The organism is Bovifimicola ammoniilytica (genome assembly GCF_025567085.1).
GTDB classification, from domain to species: Bacteria; Bacillota; Clostridia; order Lachnospirales; family Lachnospiraceae; genus Bovifimicola; species Bovifimicola ammoniilytica.
Map to the genome: position 1 here is coordinate 97,454 of NZ_JAOQJN010000008.1, position 22,463 is coordinate 119,916.

Genomic DNA, 22,463 nt, shown 5'->3' on the forward strand with positions numbered 1-22,463 from the left:
TGCATCGGTGCAATTCTTTCGCACTGTTCTGAATAATATTTCATACTTTGCAGCACCTTAAGCATTATACTTTATTTATCGGTCTGCCCTGCGTATTTCTTAATACTAGAAATATACTCTTTTGCCACTTTGAACAATGTACTCGTTGTTACTTTATTAACATTTTTGCTATAAGCTCTGTTATTTCCGGCATAGCCTGTATCAGTTTTGCTAAGATTCTTAAGATTTAAACCAAGATTTTCTATCCGAGCCTTAAACTCCTCGGCAAATCTCTCATAATTCTCATTATCTATTGCATTATCACCAATCATTATAAGTCCCTTTACATCAGTATCATTAATTGTGAATTCTGCATTGATGTCCGAATCTTTCATTCTGACAGTGACTTTTCCTTTTTCACTTTCTCCTGTTTCAATAGTAATTTTTACCGTTGATAATTCACCATTAATATTAGCCGGCACATAATATGAGTTTCTGGCAGCCGAACGTTTCACATAATTCAGCATTCTGTTTACTGACCTTATGTCTTTAACATCAATATGTGATTTATTCATAAGAGCTTCCTTAATATCACCTGACATTTCATTAAGCGCAGCATTTAATCTGTCTATATCCAATGTATTAACTTCCGAATTTCCATCTATGTCTCTCGATAAATCATAATATTCCGTCTCCACGTTAGTGCCATCCGCATTATTAGAAGTACCATCTAATATTTTAGTAATTTTATCTAAATCTCCACTGACCTTCTCATCATCACATATTCTCTTTATCTTAGAATATGTCTTTCCGCCATTCATCGTATAAAAAGCCAATCCTAATATATTAGAATTGTTCACAACCGTTCCGTCCTCATAAATATTTAGAAGCGTTTCTTCACTTATCGTCTGTAGACTCTGAACTTCTTCTACCCTGAGTATATCATAATCAGAATTCTGTGTATCTGTATCATTATTTTCCGACTTGTTAACTTCTATATTATTCGCTGCCTTATTTGCTCCTATTGTATCAAATGTTGTTTTCTTTGCTCTTTCTAAGAAGCTCTGACTGTCGAAATAATCTAACTGCTTATCGATATTACTGTCTGATAATTTAACCTCATCTGATAAGCCAAGTGAATCATCAACTATCATATCATTTCCTGTATTATTAAGGCTTCTTGCAGCTGTAAGCAGACTTCTCATAGTCACTTCACTGCCCTGTTTCATAACAGCTCCGATAGCTTTTCTGTCACCCTTTTCTACCATTCGGATAAGTCTATATACACCAATATATGCATCTTTATCCTCCTTACTTATTTCTTTGTTCTTCTCAAGTTTCCACAGATATTCACTATATTTTTCCACTTCGTCAGTGTCCATATTTTCATTAATTTTATCAAGTTCTTCATTAAGAGTCTGAATATCTGTTTTCAGAGGATTGATACCATTTGCAATCAGATATGCAGTTGTACGTGGTGTCAGATTATCAATAAGCTTTGTCACCTCACTATCTAGTTTCTTAATATCATTTATATTTTTCTCATCAATAATCATCTCATTATATGCAAGAATTCGAATTGCTCTCTGATTGTCGGTGCTATCTTCAAGCTCCAAATCTTCCAACATTTTATCAATTCCCGTAAATGCTTTCTTTAAAGAATCTCCTAACTCTCTATCCGGTTTAGTACCTAGTGTATCATAAGCTATCTGTGCTGATTTCAGAATATTTTCCTTAACAGCACCCTCAACCGTAATATCTTCAACATTGAATTCTATATTATTATTAAGTACATCTCCAAGCACATATGACGGAATTCTTGCAAATGCTTCCATATAATTTGCAGTTTCATTAAATATTGAAATATTTTCATCATTTACAACTGTTCCTGTCTCATTGAAGATATTTGTCACGTATTTAACTTCAATATTCTTAAGTTCTTCTACTAATTCCGAAAGTCCTGTTATCTCAACATTAATTCCATTTTTAATCATTAAAGCACTTGCTTCTACTGTCATCTTAAGTCTTAATTCTTCAAGATTCTTACGTTCAGTAATAATCTTCTTGTGCATTTCATCGGTAATATTATCTGTACGCTCTTTCGTATATTTGTACGATGTATCTTCCTCCTGACGTTTCATATTAAGAAGTGTAACTTCCTTACCGTCAGTCACAAGTGTTTCTATCTGCTCATCCGTTCCATTATGAATTATCTCGACAGCTTCTATGGAATCTGATTTAATATCAGAATAATAATTAGCAGATGTCGAACCTGCACTTAATCCATAAGACACATTTAATGCAATCTTTTGTATCCAGTTATTTTCACTAATTTGATTATTGGAGATATTCTGATTAATCACATCAATCTCGCTTAATTTATATAGATTTGCTGCTGTAACAGGTATCTTATCTTCGATAAGCCATTTCGCATTAGACATATTTTCATCATTTATGTCAAAACCATTTTTATTAAGAATATCTTCTATCTGACCATATAATTCATTCCATTCTTCATCACTAAGTTTCTCATATTTTTCACTTGAGTTGCTACTATTATTGACACTATGCTCTGCTGTGTATACATTATCTACAGATAAGTCCATATCATTAACCAGCAGATACTCTGATGCTTCCCTTGATATAGGCTGTAGATTCTGTATCTTATCAAGTGTTTCCTTTATCTGGGATGCTCTTGCTCCATACATTTCTTCCAGGTCAGATATGTTAAAATCACCAACAGGTGTATAATTATCGCAATGTGTTGCTAATTCAATATCGATTCTCTCCGAAACAGTAAGAATACTTTGTGGGCTATCTTTATCAGCTATAATTCCCAACTCTTCATATTTAGAGAATTTCTCTGGCGTTACGGCCTCGGCAATCTGTTTTAAGGTCTCACCTGTAACCACTAATTCACTCGTTTCACCTACATCTGCTTTATTAACTATTCTATCATAGGCATCTTTTGTATTCTCTGAACTCTTTATAACATTTTCATCATCCATTTTACTTATCAAAATACTATTCTTGCCTGCGATATCTGATGTCTTACCCATAGCTGATTTAACTTGTCCTGCTCTTCCATCAAAAAAAGCCCCGGTACTTTTGGCAAATTCTGCTGAATTACCCTGTACCGAAGCATTTTTCGTTTTCAAATTACTAATATCAAATATTTCTGATAAATTACTTCCGTCTATATTCATGATTGCCGACCTCATTTCTATTCAATATTTTTCATAATGAATATCGGCAGTACACGACAATTTATTTAGTTTTAGTTTTCTTTCTTGTAGTTCTTCTTACAGGCTTCTTAATTACCTTAGGAGTTCTTAAGATTATAGATTCAAAACCTTTCAAATCAACTGTAAGCTTGTAATCAAAACCATCCTGCTGCTCACCCTCCGGCATGGCTTCTGCAGTATATTTGACTGAATTATTTCTATATGGATCTTCCGAACTCAGTACCACATGATAATCCCCTGGATTAGGAACACCTATTACATACTTTTCTCTCTCAATAGGAGTGAAGTTGCATATAAATGCAAGGCTGTCATTAAATGTATTAGGAGCTTTTCTGATAAAGCTGAATACACTGTTATCTCCGTCATCACAATTAATCCACCTGTAGCAATTATATTCTGTTGATTCATAAGCATACATTTCAGGATTCTCTTTATATAAATGTAAAAGCTGTTTTACATATTCTCTTATATCGGCGTGTAATGGTTCTTCTAAGAGATACCAGTCAAGGCTTCTTGTCTCTGACCATTCTTCACGCTGACCAAATTCCTGTCCCATAAACAAGAGTTTCTTACCAGGCTGTCCGAGCATAAATGTATATGCTGTCTTTAAGTTGGCTGCCTTAGTCTCTAAATCACCCGGCATCTTATTAAACATCGAATGTTTAAGATGTACAACTTCATCATGCGATAATACCAGAATGAATTTCTCACTGAATGTATATGTCATATTAAATGTCATTTTATTATGGTTAAATTTCTTAAAATATGGATCAAGTTGAACATAATCAAGAAAATCATGCATCCAACCCATATTCCATTTGAATGTAAAACCTAATCCACCTTCTTCAGGCTTCTTAGTCACATTCGGCCATGCTGTAGATTCTTCAGCTATAAGGAATGCACCCGGATCCCTTCTTTCCATAATGCTGTTAAGGTGCTTGAAGAATTCCATAGCTTCAAGATTACCATTTCCACCATATTTATTAGGAACCCATTCTCCTGCTTTTCTTCCATAATCAAGATAAAGCATTGAGGCAACTGCATCCACACGTAATGCATCTATATGAAATTTCTCTACCCAGTATAATGCATTAGCTATAAGAAAGTTGAAAACTTCATTCTTACCATAGTCGAATACCTTTGTACCCCAATCTTTCTGTTCACCTTTTCTAGGGTCTGCATATTCATATAATGGACTTCCATCAAACATCGCAAGTCCATGTTCATCTTTAGGGAAATGTGCAGGTACCCAGTCAAGTATTACACCGATTCCTAACTGATGTAGATAATCAACCATATACATAAAGTCTTTTGGTTCACCATATCTTGATGTTGGTGCATAATAACCTGTAACCTGATATCCCCATGATGCATCGAGAGGATGTTCTGATATACCCATTAATTCCACATAAGTATATCCCATGTCCTTTACATATTCTCCTAATTCATGTGCTATCTGTCTGTAATTGCAGAATCCATCCATACTGTTTGTATAATCTTTCTTCCACGAACCAATATGAACTTCATAGATAGAAATAGGCTCATCAACAAGCTTATCTGTATCTTTTGGTTTATTTTTCTTCCATTTATCATCGCCCCATTCATAACCATTAATATTAGTTATGACCGATGCATTACCAGGACGCATCTCTGACAGATTCGCATATGGATCTGCTTTATAATGTGTAGCACCATCTCGACCTGTTATAGCATATTTATATAAATGTCCCTCGTATACATCTGGAACAAATTTTTCCCATATTCCTGATGTACCAAGTCTGTCCATTATATGTATATAACCATTCCAATCATTAAAGTCACCAACTACACTTACGGCTGTAGCATTTGGAGCCCATACTGCAAAATATGTTCCTCTTACTCCATCAACCTCCATTATGTGCGCTCCCAATTTTTCATAAATCTCATAATGAGATCCGTTTCCGAACAGATATCTGTCTGTTTCTGTTATGACGTTCATAAGCTACACCTCACTTAACATTGTATATTACCCTACTCTGTTATAATTAATCAAACAACCTTTTAGAATAATTTCTCTCTCGTCATCTGTTAATTCGCCTAATTTCAGAGTAAATTCTTTCATTCCATCTTCTTTTACCACATAAGCCTTAATCTCTTCTGCTTTATCAGTTACAGCTTTGGCAATCTCTGGAATAAATATATAGTCTCCATTTGCAAATGGAAGCTCGTCCTTCTCATAAATAAATGGCAACATTCCCCAGTTGATAAGGTTAGAACGATATCTCTTTGTTGCGTATTCTTTAGCGATATTTGCCCATCCACCAAGAACTTTCTGACATGATGCAGCCTGTTCTCTTGCTGAACCATCACCCGGTTTAACCGCATATATCGTACTGCCTATTCCGATGTTTTCTCTGGATATATTATTATATGCAGCCTTTATTGTATTCATTACAGGAGTTAATTCCTCAAATGTTTCACAAGGACATTTACCATTCTCTCTTGCTTCCTCTGCTGCCTTAACAGCCTTAGCTCTTCCTACATATGCAGGATCTTTTCTTGAAAGTGTGAATTCTGCAAGTCCTAATGGGTTAGAACGATATGATGATGTCTCTCCCGATGGAATTAATTCATCTGTTGTTGTTACAGGATCATGAATCTCTGATACAACCTTTAATAAAAGATTATCTGTTAATGCTACCATCTTTGGCCAGTCCTTAATATTTGGGCCAAATTTAATCTCAACTGATGGATCAGCAACACCCTTGCTGTCAAATACTCTGTTCTCATATATTGTCTTATCGAAGAAATATCTTGGATTAGTGAAGTTAACATCAACATCTGTTGCTGCTGTTAAATATCCCTTGTTAGCCGCTGTAGCTGCAATTGAACGTGCATCCATAAGAGCAACTGAAGCAATCTGGCCATTCTGTAATTTAGAACCCTCTCTGTTAGGGAAGTTTCTTGTTGAATGTCTGATACTGAATGCATTATTAGCAGGTGTATCTCCTGCACCAAAACATGGTCCGCAGAATGCAGTCTTAACAATGGCACCTGTTGCCATAAGGTCTGCAAGTCTTCCGTTTCTTGCAAGTTCTACATAAATAGGTGTGCTTGCAGGATATATACTAAGTGTAAATTCATCTGACCCGATGCTTGTTCCCTTAAGTATGTCTGCTGCCGCACAGATATTTTCAAAACCACCGCCGGCACAACCTGCGATAATTCCCTGTTCTACATATAATTTACCATTTCTTACTTTATCTTTAAGTTTGAAATCAACCTGTCCGTCTAAACTTACTAATGCTTTCTTCTCACAGTCATCTAAGATGTCCATAAGATTAGCATTAAGTTCTTCGATTGTGTATGTGTTACTTGGGTGGAATGGCATAGCTATCATTGGTTTGACCTTATCAAGCTCTACATAAACAACACCATCATAATATGCAACATTACCAGGATTAAGTTCTTTATAATCCTCACTTCTGCCATGAATATCATAGAAATCTTTAATCTTATCATCTGTTGACCAGATAGATGATAAACATGTTGTCTCTGTTGTCATTACATCGATACCGATTCTAAAATCTGCACTTAACTTAGACACACCAGGTCCTACGAATTCAAGAACTTTATTCTTAACGTATCCGTTTGCAAATACGGCACCTATAATTGCAAGTGCAACGTCCTGTGGTCCTACGCCCTTAACAGGTTCTCCTGATAAATATACTGCGATAACGCCCGGCATATTAATATCATATGTCTGTGAAAGAAGCTGTTTAACAAGTTCAGGACCGCCCTCGCCCATAGCCATTGTTCCTAATGCACCGTAACGTGTATGACTGTCTGAACCTAATATCATCTTTCCACCGCCTGCGAGCATCTCTCTTGCAAACTGGTGAATTACTGCCTGATGAGGTGGTACATATACACCACCATATTTCTTAGCACATGTAAGGCCAAACATATGATCATCTTCGTTAATCGTTCCACCAACTGCACATAAGCTGTTGTGGCAATTAGTAAGTACATATGGAATAGGGAATTTCTCAAGACCGGAAGCTCTTGCTGTCTGGATAATTCCTACAAATGTTATATCATGGGAAGTTAATTTATCAAATTTTATCTGAAGCTTGTCCATATTACCTGATGTATTATGGTCTGCAAGGATACCATAAGCTATTGTATTCTTCGCTGCTTCTTCTTTAGTAATATATTCATTACCTAATTTTGATTTAAGCAGGTTCTCATAATCTCCTGTTGTTTCAACTACTTCTGTACCGTTTAATAAGTAAGCGCCACTCTTACTAAGTGTTACCATTTTCTCGTCCTCCTAATAATCTCGTTAGTTAGTTTTATTATACTAATTTTCAAGGGATTATGCAAACTGTTTTCACACTTTTTATATATTGCCAGAGGGCAAAATACATAAAACCACTATGCATTTGTGCAGTAGTGGTTTTATGTTCTCTATACATTCTTTCTACTAAGAAGAAATAACGTAACTATCATAGTTACTCCCTCTGACAATAACATTACCCACCACACTGATGACGCACCAAAAATCAATGGAATAATTATTACAAATAATATCGTCACTCCAAATCCTCTTAACAGACTTATTATCATTGCATATACCGACTTTAATGCTGCCTGGAAATATACTGAAAAGTATACATTTACCATCGCAAAGAACAGCGAAAGAAAATATATTCTTATAGCAGGTATTCCCTCTTTAACAACTATTTCCGATGGTTTTACAAACAGATGAATCAATCTATTAGTAAATCCGTAAATCACTCCATACATTATAATTGCAAATATTGTAATTGTCACAAACCCTATTTTCGTAAATTTCCTTACTCTTTCTTTATTTCCTGCGCCAATGCTGTACGAAACTAATGGCTGCATTGCATTTCCTGCTGAATTCATAAAGGAATTGGTTACTATCAGAGTATTTGAAATGATACTGTAGATAACAAGTCCATAATTGCCAAAATATTTAACTATCTGCAAATTAAACACGAACACAACGATTCCCCACGCCACTTCATTAAAGCATGGAGATGCACCATTAATAATTATCTTTTTAACCCTTCCAATGCTTATGCTTCGAATTCCATAATGCAGATTATTATTACGTGACAGCAAATGACTTGCTGCAATAAGCATATTTAGTGCATTTCCGATTACTGTCGCAATTATAGCTCCACTCATTCCCATATTGCATTTGTATATAAATATATAATCAAGAACTACATTAGTACACGAACCCACAATCGTTCCTGCCATTGAACGTCTTGGTGCTTCATCATTTCTGACAAAGCAGTTAATGACTGTCTGTAAAATATATACCCAGCCAAATGCAAACATAATGCTTCCATATTCTCTCGTTATCCTAATATTCTCGTCTGTTGCACCGAGTATCCTATATAATTTATTCTGCATAATAAAAGGAATAAGACTAACTAATACTCCTGTAACTGCCGCAACTGTAACTGTTGTCGAAAATATTCTCTTCTGCTCACCTTCATCTTTCTTACCTTTGGCAACCGATAGCAGTACAGAACCACCTACACCAAACAGGTATCCTATTCCAAAATACGCAGAAAATATCGGCAATAACAGATTAAGTGCTACCAACCCCTCCTCGCCTATTCCTTTTCCAATCATAAGTGTATCTGTTATGATATAAATCGCATTAAATACCATCGCACAGATTGTCGGTAACAGATATTTTATATAGAGATTTATTTCCTTTTCGTTGTCTAAGTTCATTTCTTTCCTCCGACTATACATAATTCACATTTTTAATTACTAATTTTCTATAGAAAATAAGGTGTCAAAGCAGGCTTTCGATACCTTATTCTTATAAAACAATAAAGCCTTCTTAGAATTCTCATTCCAAAAAGGCTTTAAATACATAATTTACCTGATGTCTTAATTCAGATTAATGCAAATTAATCTAATGTATAAGGCATTAAAGCTACGTGTCTTGCACGTTTGATAGCTACTGTAAGAGCTCTCTGGTGCTTAGCGCAGTTTCCAGTAATTCTTCTAGGAAGAATCTTTCCTCTTTCAGATACGTATCTTTTTAATTTGTTAACATCTTTAAAATCAATTACGTTATTCTTTTCGCCACAGAATACGCAGACTTTCTTTCTTCTACGTCCGCCTCTTCTCTTCATTGGAGAATCGCTTCTGTCGCCTTTTTCTTTATTATATGGCATCGAAAATAGCCTCCTTTTTATTTAATTTAATTAAACTTAGTTAAATGGTAATCCTTCGTCTTCCACACCATCAGGAATGTTCATAAAACCATCTCCTGCTGCACTGGAAGGTTCCGGTCTAGCTGCCTGATAGCCCCCTTCATTATTAGCTGCGGCTGCCTTACTCTCTGCAAATTCAACATTCTCTGCAACAACATCTGTTGTATACACTTTATTTCCGTCACGATTTGTGTAGCTTCCTGTCTGGATTCTTCCTTCAACAACAAGCTTTGTACCCTGATGACAATATCTTTCGATAAATTCACCAGTCTTACCAAATGCAACACATGAGATAAAGTCAGCTGTCTGCTGATCACCATCCCTCTTAAATCTTCTATCTACTGCTAGTGTAAATCTAGCTACTGCTGACGACTGATCCGAATATCTTACATCAGGATCTCTTGTAAGTCGTCCCATAAGAATAACTTTATTCATACCTGCCTCTTTCTAGATATAACAATATCTGTTGTATTTTTTAAAAATTATGCTTCATCTTTAACACATAAAAATCTGATAACATTTTCCATAATACGAACTGAGTTCTCAACTTCGTTTGGACAATTAGAATCAGACTCAAATTTGATGAAATAGTAGAACGCTTCTCTCATTTTCTGAATTTCGTAAGCTAATCTCTTCTTACCCCATTCATCAACGTTAGTAACTGTACCACCGAAACGAGTGATGTACTCTTTTACTCTTTCGATTGTTGCAGCTCTTTCATCATCTTCGAGTTTTGCGCTAACAACTACTGCTAATTCATATTTGTTCATGCGTATTTTACCTCCTTTTGGTCTCTGGTCCCCTGATTAGCAGGGAACAAGGATATTTTAAATAATATATCACGAATAGACAGTTTACCATACATTTCTAAATTATTCAAGGGGTTTTGACAATTTAATTTATATTATCAAAAAGGCGAGGTCAGAATCTATCTGCCTCGCCTAATATCACTCTACCCATCTGTCATATATAGTTTCCATCTTTATCTTTCTTCGGCTTAACAAACGCTTTATTGCTGTTTGCATTTTTGATTACCCCGGTAAATTTTAACGCACTTGTATCATCGCTTAAGCCATTAATTATATTATTTATAGCTTCTTCATTTCTGTCATACCGTCTTTCATCCATATAAAGTTGCATTAGTTTATCATCTTTAGTCCAGATGTATACAATATAATAGCCTGTTACAGAACCGGAAAATCCGTTATTCTCTACTTCTTTGGTTCCATCATTCATTTCTCCTCTTTAGATAAAACATACTCTTTTTATTATGTATAATATAACATATTTTAATTCTATAAAGTTAAAAAGAGACGTCTACTACGAAAGCATTCGTCTCTTATATATATTCAATTTATTTATATATAATTTCTATATTAAATTAAATATACTAAATATTTTCTACGCCTAAATACAACTATCTTATAAACTCAACGTTTTCTCACAAAAGTGTGTAATCATTTTATACGTTTACGGATGCATTACTCAAGATTTAACTTCTTAGAAAGCATATAATTTGAAATCACAAAGTAAACGACTGCCATAAATATTTGTAGTAGTAACATTATAAGGAAATATACAATCATTGGGTTTGCAATAGTATTAACCATCTGTTTAACACTTGTAATTTCATTTTCAATATTATCCATCTTCGTGGTTAAATCAGGTACAACCATCATAATTAATGATGTAATAAAGCCCATAACATAATTTAATAAGAAGTAAAATACTATTGAGCCTAATATTTTATGTTTAACAAATATCTGACCTAATGATAATGATGCCATAAAATTCAAAACATTTACAAATATCTGTGCAATTATAAGTAATACTAACAGCACTAATGCAATTGACATTTTAGGATATGACATCATATCTTTAAATTCCTTGATAAATTTGTTCATACCTCTGGTAAATTTAGGTTTGCCAACAAAGAATAAAAATAATGATAGTAACATTGCCAATATACTCGACATAATCCATACTGAATATGTGATTACCCTTGCTACAAGATGCTGCCACATTTTTACCGGAAGTGTATGTGATAAATACCCCTGATCGCGCAACATATTCTGGTAAAATCTTTTAATTACCAATACAAGACTTAATAATGACATAAATGCCATAGCCACCACATATACCACTGTCAATATAACTGTCATTATCTTGAATACAGTATTCTCAAACGGAATATATATGCAGAATCTTGTCAGTAATGTAAGTACTACCAGCGAGCAAAAAAGCATTACGAACATTTTATAAGTAGCTTTAAATTCATTTTTAATTAATTTACCTAACATCTGAACACCTCCCTGAATAATGCATCAACTGATTTACCTTCAATAGAACGTATCTCATCAACTGTCTTATGTAATTTCAAATCACCATTCTGTATAAATATTACTTCATCTAACACCTGTTCAATATCAGTAATTAAATGTGTAGATATTATAACGGACGCCTCAGGATTATAATTAGAAATAATTGTTCTAAGGATATAATCTCTTGCTGCCGGATCAACACCACCAATTGGTTCATCTAACATATAGAGTTTAGCCTGACGGCTCATTACGAGAATTAACTGAACTTTTTCTTTAGTTCCCTTAGACATTGTCTTCATCTTATCCTTAGGATTAACTTTCAGGCTGCTAAGCATATCAAATGCCTTGTCAGCATCGAAGTCCTCATAGAAGTCCGAAAAGAAATTAATCATCTGAACCGGAGACATATTATCATCTAAATATGTTCTCTCAGGAAGATATGAAACTATCTTTTTAGTCTCAACACCTACTTCGTGACCACCAATAAGAATCTCTCCTTTTGTTGGTTGTAAAATTCCATTGCATAATTTAATAAATGTAGATTTACCACTTCCATTTGGTCCAAGCAGTCCAATTATCTTTCCTTTTTCCAAAGTAAGATTTAACCCATTAAGTGCTGTCTTAGGACCATATGATTTAGTCAAATCTCTTGCTTCGAGTATTATATCGCTCATATTTCTCCTTACCTTTCACTTTCAATATTTTTCTAATAATTCAATAATTTCTTTCTTTGAATATCCCAATTCTTTCATATTGCTGCAGAATTTCTTTATCAGGTCTTCTGCCATCTTTTCCTTTATCTCTGCAATTTTACTTTCATCATCTGTAATCATTCTTCCAGATGTCCTCTGAGAATATACCAGACCAATTCTCTCTAATTCAGTTAATGCTCTTTGCACAGTATTCGGATTAACAGCCGCTTCTGATGCCAGGTCCCTGACTGTCGGAAGCCTATCACCGGGCTTATATTTTCCAGAGATAATCATTCTCTGAATCTGCTCTAATAACTGCGTATAAATCGGTCTGTCATCTTTAAATTCCCATGCCACTTTTATCTCTCCTTTCCAGATAGTATATGTGTATCTCCCGGTTAATTTAAAAGGTCACCGTCAAATGCAATGATTTTACTTGTCATTCAAATAACGCCTTGTATTGTGTTAATACATTATTGTATTAAGCAATTAATACAATAGCACCATAGTAATGCTTTGTCAATATACTTTTTTATATTTTCCCCTTAATTTTTATTATTGCTCTCTAGTCTGGTTTAGTTTATAAAACTTCCATCTTTCATCTCTACTATTCGGTCACATTTTTGAGCCACGTCTTTATCATGGGTAATAATTATTATTGTCTTACCTAACTTATTTAAGTCTTTAAACACCTGCATAATCTCTAAGGATGTATTGCTATCTAAAGCACCAGTTGGTTCATCTGCCAATATAAACACCGGATCATTTACTATAGCCCTTGCTATTGCAACACGTTGTTTTTGCCCACCTGATAATTTATTTACCGGTTTATTTGTCAAATCTCCTATTCCAACTGATTCTATTGCTTTTATAGCAGTTTTCTTCTTATCTTTTTTCGATTTGTCAAACAACAATGGCACCATAACATTTTCTATAACTGTATACTCCTCAATCAGAGCAAAGTCCTGCATTACTATTCCTATCTTTTTATTACGAATTTCTGCCTTTTTGCCATTACTTATATCTTTAACATTTATATCATCTATAAGATAGTCGCCACTTTCAAAATCATCAATGCAGCCTAATATATGCATAAGTGTAGATTTTCCTGCACCTGATTTACCAATAATAGCCAACATTTCTCCGTCATTAATGCTAAGATTTATTCCCTTTAATGCGCAAAACGCATTTGCTTTCTTATAATTATACGTCTTATTTATATTTACTAACCTAATCATATTAACCTCATTTCTGAACAACTTGCCATATTATCTTTCCTGTTTGATTAGTTCTGCCGGTTTGTTTCTATGCAAAATCGACAACGGCATAATTATCGCTAAAAGGACAAAACACACCCATATACCTGCAATAATCATTCCTTCCTCAATTCCTATGCTTATCCTGTTGACAATACGAGGGAACTTCACTTTCATTATCAAATATTCTGCTGTAGATAACACAACTGACATTCCTATGCTGCATATAATAGAAAATCCTGTTATTTTAACGATACCGTTCCATTTCATGCCTGTAATATAATATATTGTATAATTTCTTAGTCCTTCTAATGTAGAAACTGCCGATATTGATATTATGCAAATAATAGAAATCATTATCACAACAATTGCAAAAGGCATAAATTCCATCTTTACTTTTCGAATCTGCACCATACTATTGTTATTGATTATTTTCATTTCAACAGTGCTACTTGGTAACTGTTCATAGTTCGTCACCTTGATACGATATTTCCTTATTTCTTTCGCTATCTCATCAACTCTTTCATCAGATATGCTATCGTCACATCTTATCAGAACACCACCATACGTAACAGATTTTACTGCATTATTAAACTTCGAAAATTCTTTCTCAGTAGTGACAAAAATCATATCTTCATTCTGTTTAACATCAAAAGACGAATAAAAGCTGTTATAATACATTTGATCTGTTGGAGAATATTTGATATTACCGGCTATCCTTTCGCCATCTCTAAACACGCCAACCACGTTAATATTAACATTTTTTATTGAACCATTCTCATCATAATAGTACGACTCTATCATATCTCCTGAATCTATTCCATACTCATTTTCCGATACAAGCACATTAATAATGCTTTTATCATTTGGATTACTCTCGTACCATTTTCCGGATTTAAGAGCCGGCATCAATTTTTCATCATTCTTATCAAAAAGATATAACTTTTTGATATTATTTTCGCCTTCATCATAATATAAGCCGGACTCTTCAAAAATCTTATAGGATTTAATTCCCTTAATACTATCTAATTCTTTTACAAAATCATCTTTTAAAATTCCATCAGTATCTAAAAGACACAGGCCTTTATTACCAATGTAATCTTTAATTACATTGTAATACTTGTATGATGTTTTCATATTGCCAACAGTAAGCAGAACCATAATATTGGCTGCTGACAACAGTAGCCATATAAGTATGTTTCGTCTAATATTCTTAATGTATTCTGACATACATAAATCTATCATTTTCTCCCACCACCTCTTATAAATGTAATTGTTTGTTTATTTAACACCTTTAAAATGTTGTATAATGCACAAATTATAACTGCCATCAAATAAATAGTCAAAAAATCTTCGTATAAATATTTGTCAAAAATATCCGTAAAATATATAAAAACATCTTTACCATATGGAATTATAACATTATTAAATAGCAGTAATGACACCCCATATGAAACAAGACACATAGAAATTATCTCCAGCAAATTAATTATGACAATCTGAATCTTCTTAGCTCCACACAAAGACAAAATAGCATTATATTTAGTTCTTGTTCTCAATATATATCCATATACAATGCCAATGTTAATTACCGACATTCCAAGTATTATAGCTGCAATTATAAAATATGTTTTATACATGTACTTAACATCATTAGAAAACTTCTCCGGCATATAAACATAAACCTGATTGTCAAAAAGGCTTAACATCTCTGTTGCAAATTCATTATATTCAGATACCGTCGGCAATGTCGCTAATTGTATGCCAATTGCATCTATCTGCATTTCATCATCTGCCGAAAAGAATGGGACTTCAACAACTTTATCACTCGCATTCCCTATATATCCTTCTTCATAAAAATGTCCAACAACTTCATACTCTGTTCCGTTTATGTAACACTTTTTGACATTATCATACCCTCCATTAGTTACTAAAACCTTCTTACCACTATAAAATTCATCATCCGTATATAAACGTCCAATTCTGTTAGGTTGTGAATCTAATATCGTTTTCTTCCACTCGTCATCTACTATAATATTACCATTTCTATATGTAAAATGCATCCATATTGTAGTGTTCTCTTCCTTATCATATCCATCAATAACAACACTTCTAACTTTATTTCCATAGCTTTTTAAAAGCTTATATAATGATGGCTTTATCTTTTCCAGTGGCAAATACACATCATGATATGAGTTTGCATCCAAAAATCTTTCAGAATATCCTGCACTTTCTGATTCTCTTTTTGTATTCATTATCATTCCATATGCCATGAACGAAACCACTACCGACACAATCTGCGAAAAAAGAAGTATCATAATCATCATTTTGTTATTTTTAAAAAACCTTCTTATATTTAGTATAAATAACTTACAAAACACTTCCCATCACCCACCTTAATCATAGTAATACACTTCTATTTTTGATACAGTTTTACCATTATATGAAGTAAATACCATACTACTATTCCCATTATCATAATAATAATAACTTGTCTGTTCTTCACCCTCAAGTGCCTCACTCGGTTCATTTAATATTTCTTTTACTTCCGACATCAAAGTTCCCAATTCTATTCCTGAAATACTGATATGACACATTTCTGTATTTACATGTGTCATATCTTTATCATATGCAGTCACTCCAACAACTCTACCTTTACTAACATCATATGTATCATCTTCAGGTTCAATCTTAATTGTAATATTAGTAAATTCATCTTCTTTACGTAGGTCGCACCATAACGCTCCTATATCTTCTATTTCATCTTTTAATTCCTCCACATTCAATCCAATATTAATACTTAAAGTATCCGGAACATCTTTCACATCAAACGGAAATCCTATATTTTTACCATCTATGGTAAGCGTGGACCATATATCTTTAAAATCATACCTATTGAAAATTCTCTCTTCTTTTTTTGCCACAATTGGTTTTTTTTCTTTTCTTAATCCACATCCACTACACAGTATCATTGTTATTATCACACTGGTTATCAATAATTTCTTGCATACTCGTCTCTTCATTATATACCTCCATTTAAAATAATTATTTTAGGTTATACAAAATAAGGAGGTCGAAAAACCTCCTTATTTACATTAACTATTTTGTTTTATTATGTATGTAAGGGCATCAGCTACACCTGTACTTGAAGATGTACTATTATATACAGTACATGTCACATAATACGAATATATCGTATCTGATATTCTTACTACGCCACCTGAACTTATATCCTTTCCACCTGCTATATTTCCATTATTATTGCTCCTTGCTCCATCTGCAACACCCTTTTTATATCTGGTCGTCGTAATCGTTATGTATCTGGAATTATTCGTATTATTTTTTGCTATTCCATATACCGAAGCTTTATCAACACGAGCACTCAAACTGCTGTAGGAACCTGGTAAATTTACCGATGTTGTTCCCGAAACCGCTACTAATACATCACTTGTTTTCGTTGCTGCTATGCATATTGTAGACTGTATAAATAACGCAATTAACAACATGCCAGCAAAAATTCTCTTTCTCTTAATCATCTTGTATTCCTCCTTGTATCCCGATTAATATTTACCACTCAAATATACCTCTTAATAGCTATTTTTATTTATTCATTTAAGTGATAATTAATTTTAACATTCGACATTTTTTACGTCAAGTATAACTTTTCGACATTTTTCGACATACTATATTTTACTATTTATCCCGTAATCCTCTCGTATTTCTTTCAACTGTAGTTCGTGGCAGCATAACCTGGTGTCCACACCCTATGCACTTTAATCTGAAATCTGCCCCCACACGAAGTATTTCCCATTCGTAGCTTCCACAAGGATGCTTCTTCTTTAGTTTCACAATTTGTCCAACATCATATTGCATATTATTTCACACCTTCTTTATAAATATTTTATCTTAAAGACGTAGGCAGGAATTTTAAAATCTAATTTAATTTCTGACACATAAGAATAATCCTTCTTTTAAGCCTTTTCTTTTACTACAACCTACATTAATTCAGGTCTTTTGTCAATAAAAAAATACAGCATCGCAATATCTCTATTACAATGCTGTATTTATCTATCTAATATAGTTTTTGTCCACCCATTTTATATAATTTGTACTCTCAGAATCCATATGAATTCCGAGAGCACATATAATCTTACATAATATTACTTTGATTATATTTATATATTACTTTTTATTCTACGTTGATTCCATCTGTTTCGTAGATGAATTTTACACTTGTGCTTTTGCCTTCTACTGCATCTGAGTAAATATTGTAATCTTTAGCAAGATTTACAGTAGCTTTGATTCTTTCTGTAATTGTTGTCAAATCTCCGTTTACGAAGTCTGATACTTTACTGATTGCTTCGTCATTGAACTGTTTCATACCTGAGCTTAATGTCTCTGCTCCTGTCTGTAATTCACCTATTCCTGATGCTAACTGGTCTGTTCCTGATAAAAGTGTATTAACATCTTTAGCTGTTGGTTTTGTTCCCTCATATAACTGGTTTACTGAAGTTGAAAGTAAGTTTGCACCATCATATAATGTTGATACACCAGGCTGTAACTGATTCTTAACTGCTCCATATAACTGGTTTACACCACTTGCTAAAGCTGCTGAACCATCTTTAACCTGTACTGAACCTGCCTGTAATTTACCAATTCCTGCTACTAACTGTGACATTGAACTATTTAACTGGGCTGTTCCCTGTACTAATGTGTTGCCTTGTGTCTTAAACTCACTAAGTCCATTCTGTAATGTTGATAAACCATTTGATACACCGCTTGCACCATCTGATACAGATTTTGCGCCCTGTGTAAGTTTAGTCAACTGTGTATTCATTGATTCCGGATTCATGCTCTGAAGCATTGTCTTAAGTGCTGTATTAGCACCTGTTAGCTGCTGAATCTGTGCATTATACACAGCTATTTCCTGTGCTGTCAGATCTGCTCCTGTCTGTGGATTCTTACCACCACGTATTACTGCGTTTAACTGTGCAATACTCTTTTCATTATTAGAAATGCTGGTATTAATTGTCTGAATCATTGTAGTTAACTGTGATACTAATTCGTTAACACCATCTGATACCTGTTTTGAGCCATCTGCTACTGCCTGTGAACCGTTTTTAAGTCCATAGTTTACATTTCCATTTGCATCCTTCTGGTCATCAAAACCTGCTAACATTTTATCTACATACGAGAATAATGTGTTTGAACCTGTTGCAATATTATTAACTGCACCTGTTACAGTGTTGTTATCTGTGCTTCCAACTGTACCTACGCTATTAGCAAGGTCATTTAATCCATTGCTGAGTTCTGCTGAACCCTGTGCTAACTGGTTAGCTCCTGATACTGCACCGTTATCACCTTCCATAGCTCCAACAATCTGTCCGACACCATCTGAAATCTGTTTTGTTCCGTCTACAAATGATGGAACTTTTTCATTTAATAATCCGATGTTTGAATTAACTGTATTAACATAAGTTTTAATACCTGTGCTGTATGTTCCAAAGCTATTCTTTAATGTCTTAAGTCCCTCATTTAATTTTGAAGAACCTGTCTGTAATGCATCTGTAGATTCTACTAATTTCTTAACAACATCTTTTAAATCATCTACTGCTGTTACACTGTCTACATCTACTGCTGAGATTAAATCTGCGCTTCCCATTGTAAGTGTTAAAGCTAATGAGAAATCTTCTACATCGGCTGTTACTTCAACTGTTTCAGGGAATTCTGTCTTGCTGTCACCTGTTATATCTGAAAGAGCAAGATTTGAATTCATTCCAGGAAAACCAAGTCCGACTACTACTAATCTGTTACCATCTGAAATAACTTTTCCTGAATTAACTTCTACATTTCTGAATTTATTTCCATCAAGTATCATTCCTGAAATCATTGTAAATGGTACATACATCTCTGTCTTTTTACCATTAACAGTAATTTCCTTCTTCTGATTATTTGTATACTCAAATTTAATAGTTACTTTACCGCTTTTTCCAGCTATCTCTGATGGAGACATTTCCTTGCCGTCTAAGAGATATGTTACCTTAACATCTACAGGAAGCTGTTTATCTGTAGTTCCCTGATAATAGATATCTTCTCCGTTTGCATTCCATGTGATTGCTCCATCTTCTCCTGTTATATAATCGGCATCTGATTTTACATTTTCAATATCTTTTAAATCTGATTTATCTTCGAGTTTATCGCTGCCATCTTTATTCTTTAACCAGTCACTTACAATTGTTTTATTTACATTTCCATTTGCATCTGTAAGTACATATACTGTTTCTTCTTTGTCTTCTCCGACTTCATTGAATTTGACATTGCTTTCAATTGTATTCTGAATTGTCTTAGCATCTTTACTTGTATCAGCAGATGCAACCTTTTCATTTCCGCTTAATGCTGAGTAGCTGATTCCTGCAATTGCAAGTAATGCTGCCAGTGATATTGATATAGTCTTTACTAGTTTCTTCTTCATATAGCATCGCTCCTTCTTAATATTGATAATATTTTTATTTGAATTATTGATTAATTAGCTTTTTTTGGTTTGAAGCCCATACTTGTGTTGATTATAAGTTTATCAAATATCATGAACATTGCAGGTAATACTAATACAACTACAAGGAAACTTATAATTGCACCTCTTGCCAACAATACACAAAGCGAACTAATCATATCTATGCTTGAATACATACCAACGCCGAATGTTGCTGCAAAGAAGCTCAGTGCACTGACAAATACTGACTGGATTGAACCATTAAGTGCTGATGTAATAGCTTCTTTCTTGCCTGCGCCATTATATCTTGCTTTCTTATATTTATTAGTCATAAGTATCGCATAATCGACTGTCGCACCTAACTGGATAGTACCAATTACGATTGAGGCAATGAACGGAAGCGTTGTTCCTGTGTATGCCGGTATACCCATATTTATAAAGATTGCAAATTCGATTACTGCAACTAATATAACTGGTAACGAAATTGATTTAAGTACTACTGCAATGATTATAAATATAAGAACTATTGATACTGCACTAACTGTCTTAAAGTCCTTATCAGTTATATCAATAAGGTCTTTTGTACATGGTGCTTCACCGATAACCATTGCCTTAGTATCATATTTCTTAACTATGTTCTGTATCTCAGTTATCTGATTATTGACTTCATCTGAAGCTGTCTTATATTCAGATGCTACAAGTATTAATTTATATTTACCATTATCAAGAATCTTCTTATACGTATCAGGTATTACTTCTTTTGGAACTGCCGGACCAACAAGATTATCAAGTCCTGCTGCCACTTTAACACCATCAACTTCACTTATTGCATCTAACATTGCTGATGTATCTTTTGAAGACATATTACTGTCTGCAAGTATCATATGGGTTGCACCCATAGAGAAATCATCTTCAAGTTTCGAATTGGCTACAACACTCTCTAAATCTTTTGGAAGTGTTCCTGCTAAATCATAATAAACATTTGTATGTGTATATCCGTAAAGAGCTGGGATTAAAATTACTACGAATAATACAATGAAAAGACCATATTTCCTTGTAACAAAATTACCGATTTTATCCATATTAGGCATTAATGCCTTATGTTTTGTTTTCTGAATCGCTTTATCAAATGTAAGTATCATTGCAGGAAGAATTGTTACACAGCCGATAACGCCGAATATAACACCTTTCGCCATAACAATACCTAAGTCTAAACCTAATGTAAATGTCATAAAACACATTGCCACGAAACCTGCAACGGTTGTGATTGAACTACCAATTACAGAAACTATTGTATTTGATATTGCATGAGCCATCGCTCTTTCTTTCTCATCAGGATACTTCTCTCTGTATTCCTGATAACTATGCCACAGGAATATTGAGTAGTCCAACGTTACTGCCAACTGTAAAACTGCCGCAAGTGCCTGTGTGATAAATGATATTTCACCAGCGATGAAGTTTGTTCCTAAGTTATATACAATTGCCATACCTATACTTAATAGGAAGAATACAGGTGCAAGGAACGAATCCATTGTAAGTGCTAATACGATAGCTGATAAACCTGCTGCTAAAACAACATACATTACAGCCTCTGTATTACATATCTTCTTGATATCAGCAATTGTTGCTGACATACCACTCTGAAAGCACTGATTCTTTGTTAACTTTCTGATTTTCTCAACACCGTCTAATGTTTCATCGGCTGATGTTGAAGTATCAAATGTTGCTATAAGTAATGTGCTGCCTTTCTCATCATTATTAAATGCATTTCTTATCTTTTCAGGAATTACATCCATTGGAACTGATAAATCAGCTAATGAATCGTACCATATTACATTATTAACATGGTCTACCCTTTTAATCTTTTCTTCAAGAGCCGCTACACCCTTTTTATCCATTCCTTCAACGACACATATTGAAAATGCTCCTGTACCAAATTCATCAGTAAGTATTTCCTGACCTTTCATTGTGTCAATGTCGTCCGGAAGATATGAAAGTATATCGTAGTTAATACGGGTATTAATATAAGATATTGTAGCTGGTATCAACAGAAGAAAACTAAGAATTAAAATAGGAATTCTATACTTTACTATCTTCTTTCCAAGTTTTAACATGTTCCCACTCCTTTTTTGATTTTTATTTATTTATTGACCATTGGTCATTTATTATGTTATAATGTATAACACAAAAATGACTAACGGTCAATACTTTATTTTAAAAATTTATTTGACT

General features: G+C 33.8%; 19 protein-coding genes. All 19 read right to left on the minus strand.

The genetic code is table 11. The features are described 5' to 3' along the window. Window positions 1–71: 71 nt before the first annotated feature. The 19 genes from OCV48_RS11100 to OCV48_RS11190 all read right to left on the minus strand — a co-directional run bounded on the left by OCV48_RS11100 (window position 72) and on the right by OCV48_RS11190 (window position 22,345). Window positions 72–3,185, minus strand: coding sequence for a DUF6240 domain-containing protein (locus OCV48_RS11100; RefSeq protein WP_147591946.1), 3,114 nt, complete (start codon window positions 3,183–3,185; stop codon window positions 72–74). 61 nt (window positions 3,186–3,246) lie between these two features. Further along, the gene (gene glgB / locus OCV48_RS11105) at window positions 3,247–5,202 is read right to left on the minus strand and encodes a 1,4-alpha-glucan branching protein GlgB (protein WP_021982197.1); all 1,956 of its coding nucleotides are present in this window, start codon (window positions 5,200–5,202) and stop codon (window positions 3,247–3,249) included. A 27-nt stretch (window positions 5,203–5,229) separates the two neighbouring features. Continuing rightward, a complete protein-coding gene (locus OCV48_RS11110; RefSeq protein ID WP_147591947.1) occupies window positions 5,230–7,524 on the minus strand; it encodes a hydratase in 2,295 nt (764 codons plus the stop codon). A 149-nt stretch (window positions 7,525–7,673) separates the two neighbouring features. Further along, a complete protein-coding gene (locus OCV48_RS11115; protein ID WP_262559682.1) occupies window positions 7,674–8,981 on the minus strand; it encodes an MATE family efflux transporter in 1,308 nt (435 codons plus the stop codon). Between the two features lie 182 nt (window positions 8,982–9,163). Next, on the minus strand, window positions 9,164–9,433 hold the full coding sequence (rpsR, locus tag OCV48_RS11120; RefSeq protein ID WP_021982194.1) for a 30S ribosomal protein S18: 270 nt from the start codon (window positions 9,431–9,433) through the stop codon (window positions 9,164–9,166). 36 nt (window positions 9,434–9,469) lie between these two features. Next, window positions 9,470–9,907, minus strand: coding sequence for a single-stranded DNA-binding protein (locus tag OCV48_RS11125; RefSeq protein ID WP_147591949.1), 438 nt, complete (start codon window positions 9,905–9,907; stop codon window positions 9,470–9,472). 47 nt (window positions 9,908–9,954) lie between these two features. Continuing rightward, window positions 9,955–10,242 (minus strand): 30S ribosomal protein S6, encoded by a 288-nt coding sequence (rpsF, locus tag OCV48_RS11130; RefSeq protein WP_021982192.1) that lies wholly within the window; start codon window positions 10,240–10,242, stop codon window positions 9,955–9,957. A 193-nt stretch (window positions 10,243–10,435) separates the two neighbouring features. Next, entirely contained in the window at window positions 10,436–10,708 is a 273-nt protein-coding gene (locus OCV48_RS11135; RefSeq protein ID WP_147591950.1) for a hypothetical protein, read from the minus strand. A 245-nt stretch (window positions 10,709–10,953) separates the two neighbouring features. Then, window positions 10,954–11,772 carry a hypothetical protein gene (locus tag OCV48_RS11140; RefSeq protein WP_147591951.1) on the minus strand — a complete coding sequence of 273 codons (819 nt, stop codon included), beginning with the start codon at window positions 11,770–11,772 and terminating at the stop codon, window positions 10,954–10,956. After that, window positions 11,766–12,467 carry an ABC transporter ATP-binding protein gene (locus OCV48_RS11145; RefSeq protein WP_021982189.1) on the minus strand — a complete coding sequence of 234 codons (702 nt, stop codon included), beginning with the start codon at window positions 12,465–12,467 and terminating at the stop codon, window positions 11,766–11,768. The genes OCV48_RS11140 and OCV48_RS11145 overlap by 7 nt, the downstream gene beginning before the upstream one ends. A 21-nt stretch (window positions 12,468–12,488) precedes the next feature. Then, window positions 12,489–12,842 carry a GntR family transcriptional regulator gene (locus tag OCV48_RS11150; protein WP_147591952.1) on the minus strand — a complete coding sequence of 118 codons (354 nt, stop codon included), beginning with the start codon at window positions 12,840–12,842 and terminating at the stop codon, window positions 12,489–12,491. A gap of 218 nt (window positions 12,843–13,060) precedes the next feature. Then, complete coding sequence (locus OCV48_RS11155) at window positions 13,061–13,723, minus strand: ABC transporter ATP-binding protein (RefSeq protein ID WP_021982187.1); 663 nt, start codon at window positions 13,721–13,723, stop codon at window positions 13,061–13,063. A gap of 30 nt (window positions 13,724–13,753) precedes the next feature. Further along, window positions 13,754–14,986, minus strand: coding sequence for a hypothetical protein (locus OCV48_RS11160; RefSeq protein ID WP_021982186.1), 1,233 nt, complete (start codon window positions 14,984–14,986; stop codon window positions 13,754–13,756). Next, complete coding sequence (locus tag OCV48_RS11165) at window positions 14,983–15,996, minus strand: ABC transporter permease family protein (protein WP_262559687.1); 1,014 nt, start codon at window positions 15,994–15,996, stop codon at window positions 14,983–14,985. Before OCV48_RS11165 ends, OCV48_RS11160 begins: the two co-directional genes overlap by 4 nt. A 141-nt stretch (window positions 15,997–16,137) precedes the next feature. Further along, entirely contained in the window at window positions 16,138–16,764 is a 627-nt protein-coding gene (locus OCV48_RS11170) for a hypothetical protein (RefSeq protein ID WP_021982184.1), read from the minus strand. A gap of 72 nt (window positions 16,765–16,836) precedes the next feature. After that, entirely contained in the window at window positions 16,837–17,277 is a 441-nt protein-coding gene (locus OCV48_RS11175; RefSeq protein WP_021982183.1) for a hypothetical protein, read from the minus strand. 157 nt (window positions 17,278–17,434) lie between these two features. Further along, entirely contained in the window at window positions 17,435–17,614 is a 180-nt protein-coding gene (locus OCV48_RS11180) for a DUF951 domain-containing protein (RefSeq protein ID WP_021982182.1), read from the minus strand. A gap of 316 nt (window positions 17,615–17,930) precedes the next feature. Beyond that, window positions 17,931–20,213, minus strand: coding sequence for a hypothetical protein (locus tag OCV48_RS11185; protein ID WP_147591954.1), 2,283 nt, complete (start codon window positions 20,211–20,213; stop codon window positions 17,931–17,933). A 50-nt stretch (window positions 20,214–20,263) separates the two neighbouring features. After that, window positions 20,264–22,345, minus strand: coding sequence for an efflux RND transporter permease subunit (locus tag OCV48_RS11190; RefSeq protein ID WP_147591955.1), 2,082 nt, complete (start codon window positions 22,343–22,345; stop codon window positions 20,264–20,266). Window positions 22,346–22,463 lie beyond the last annotated feature (118 nt).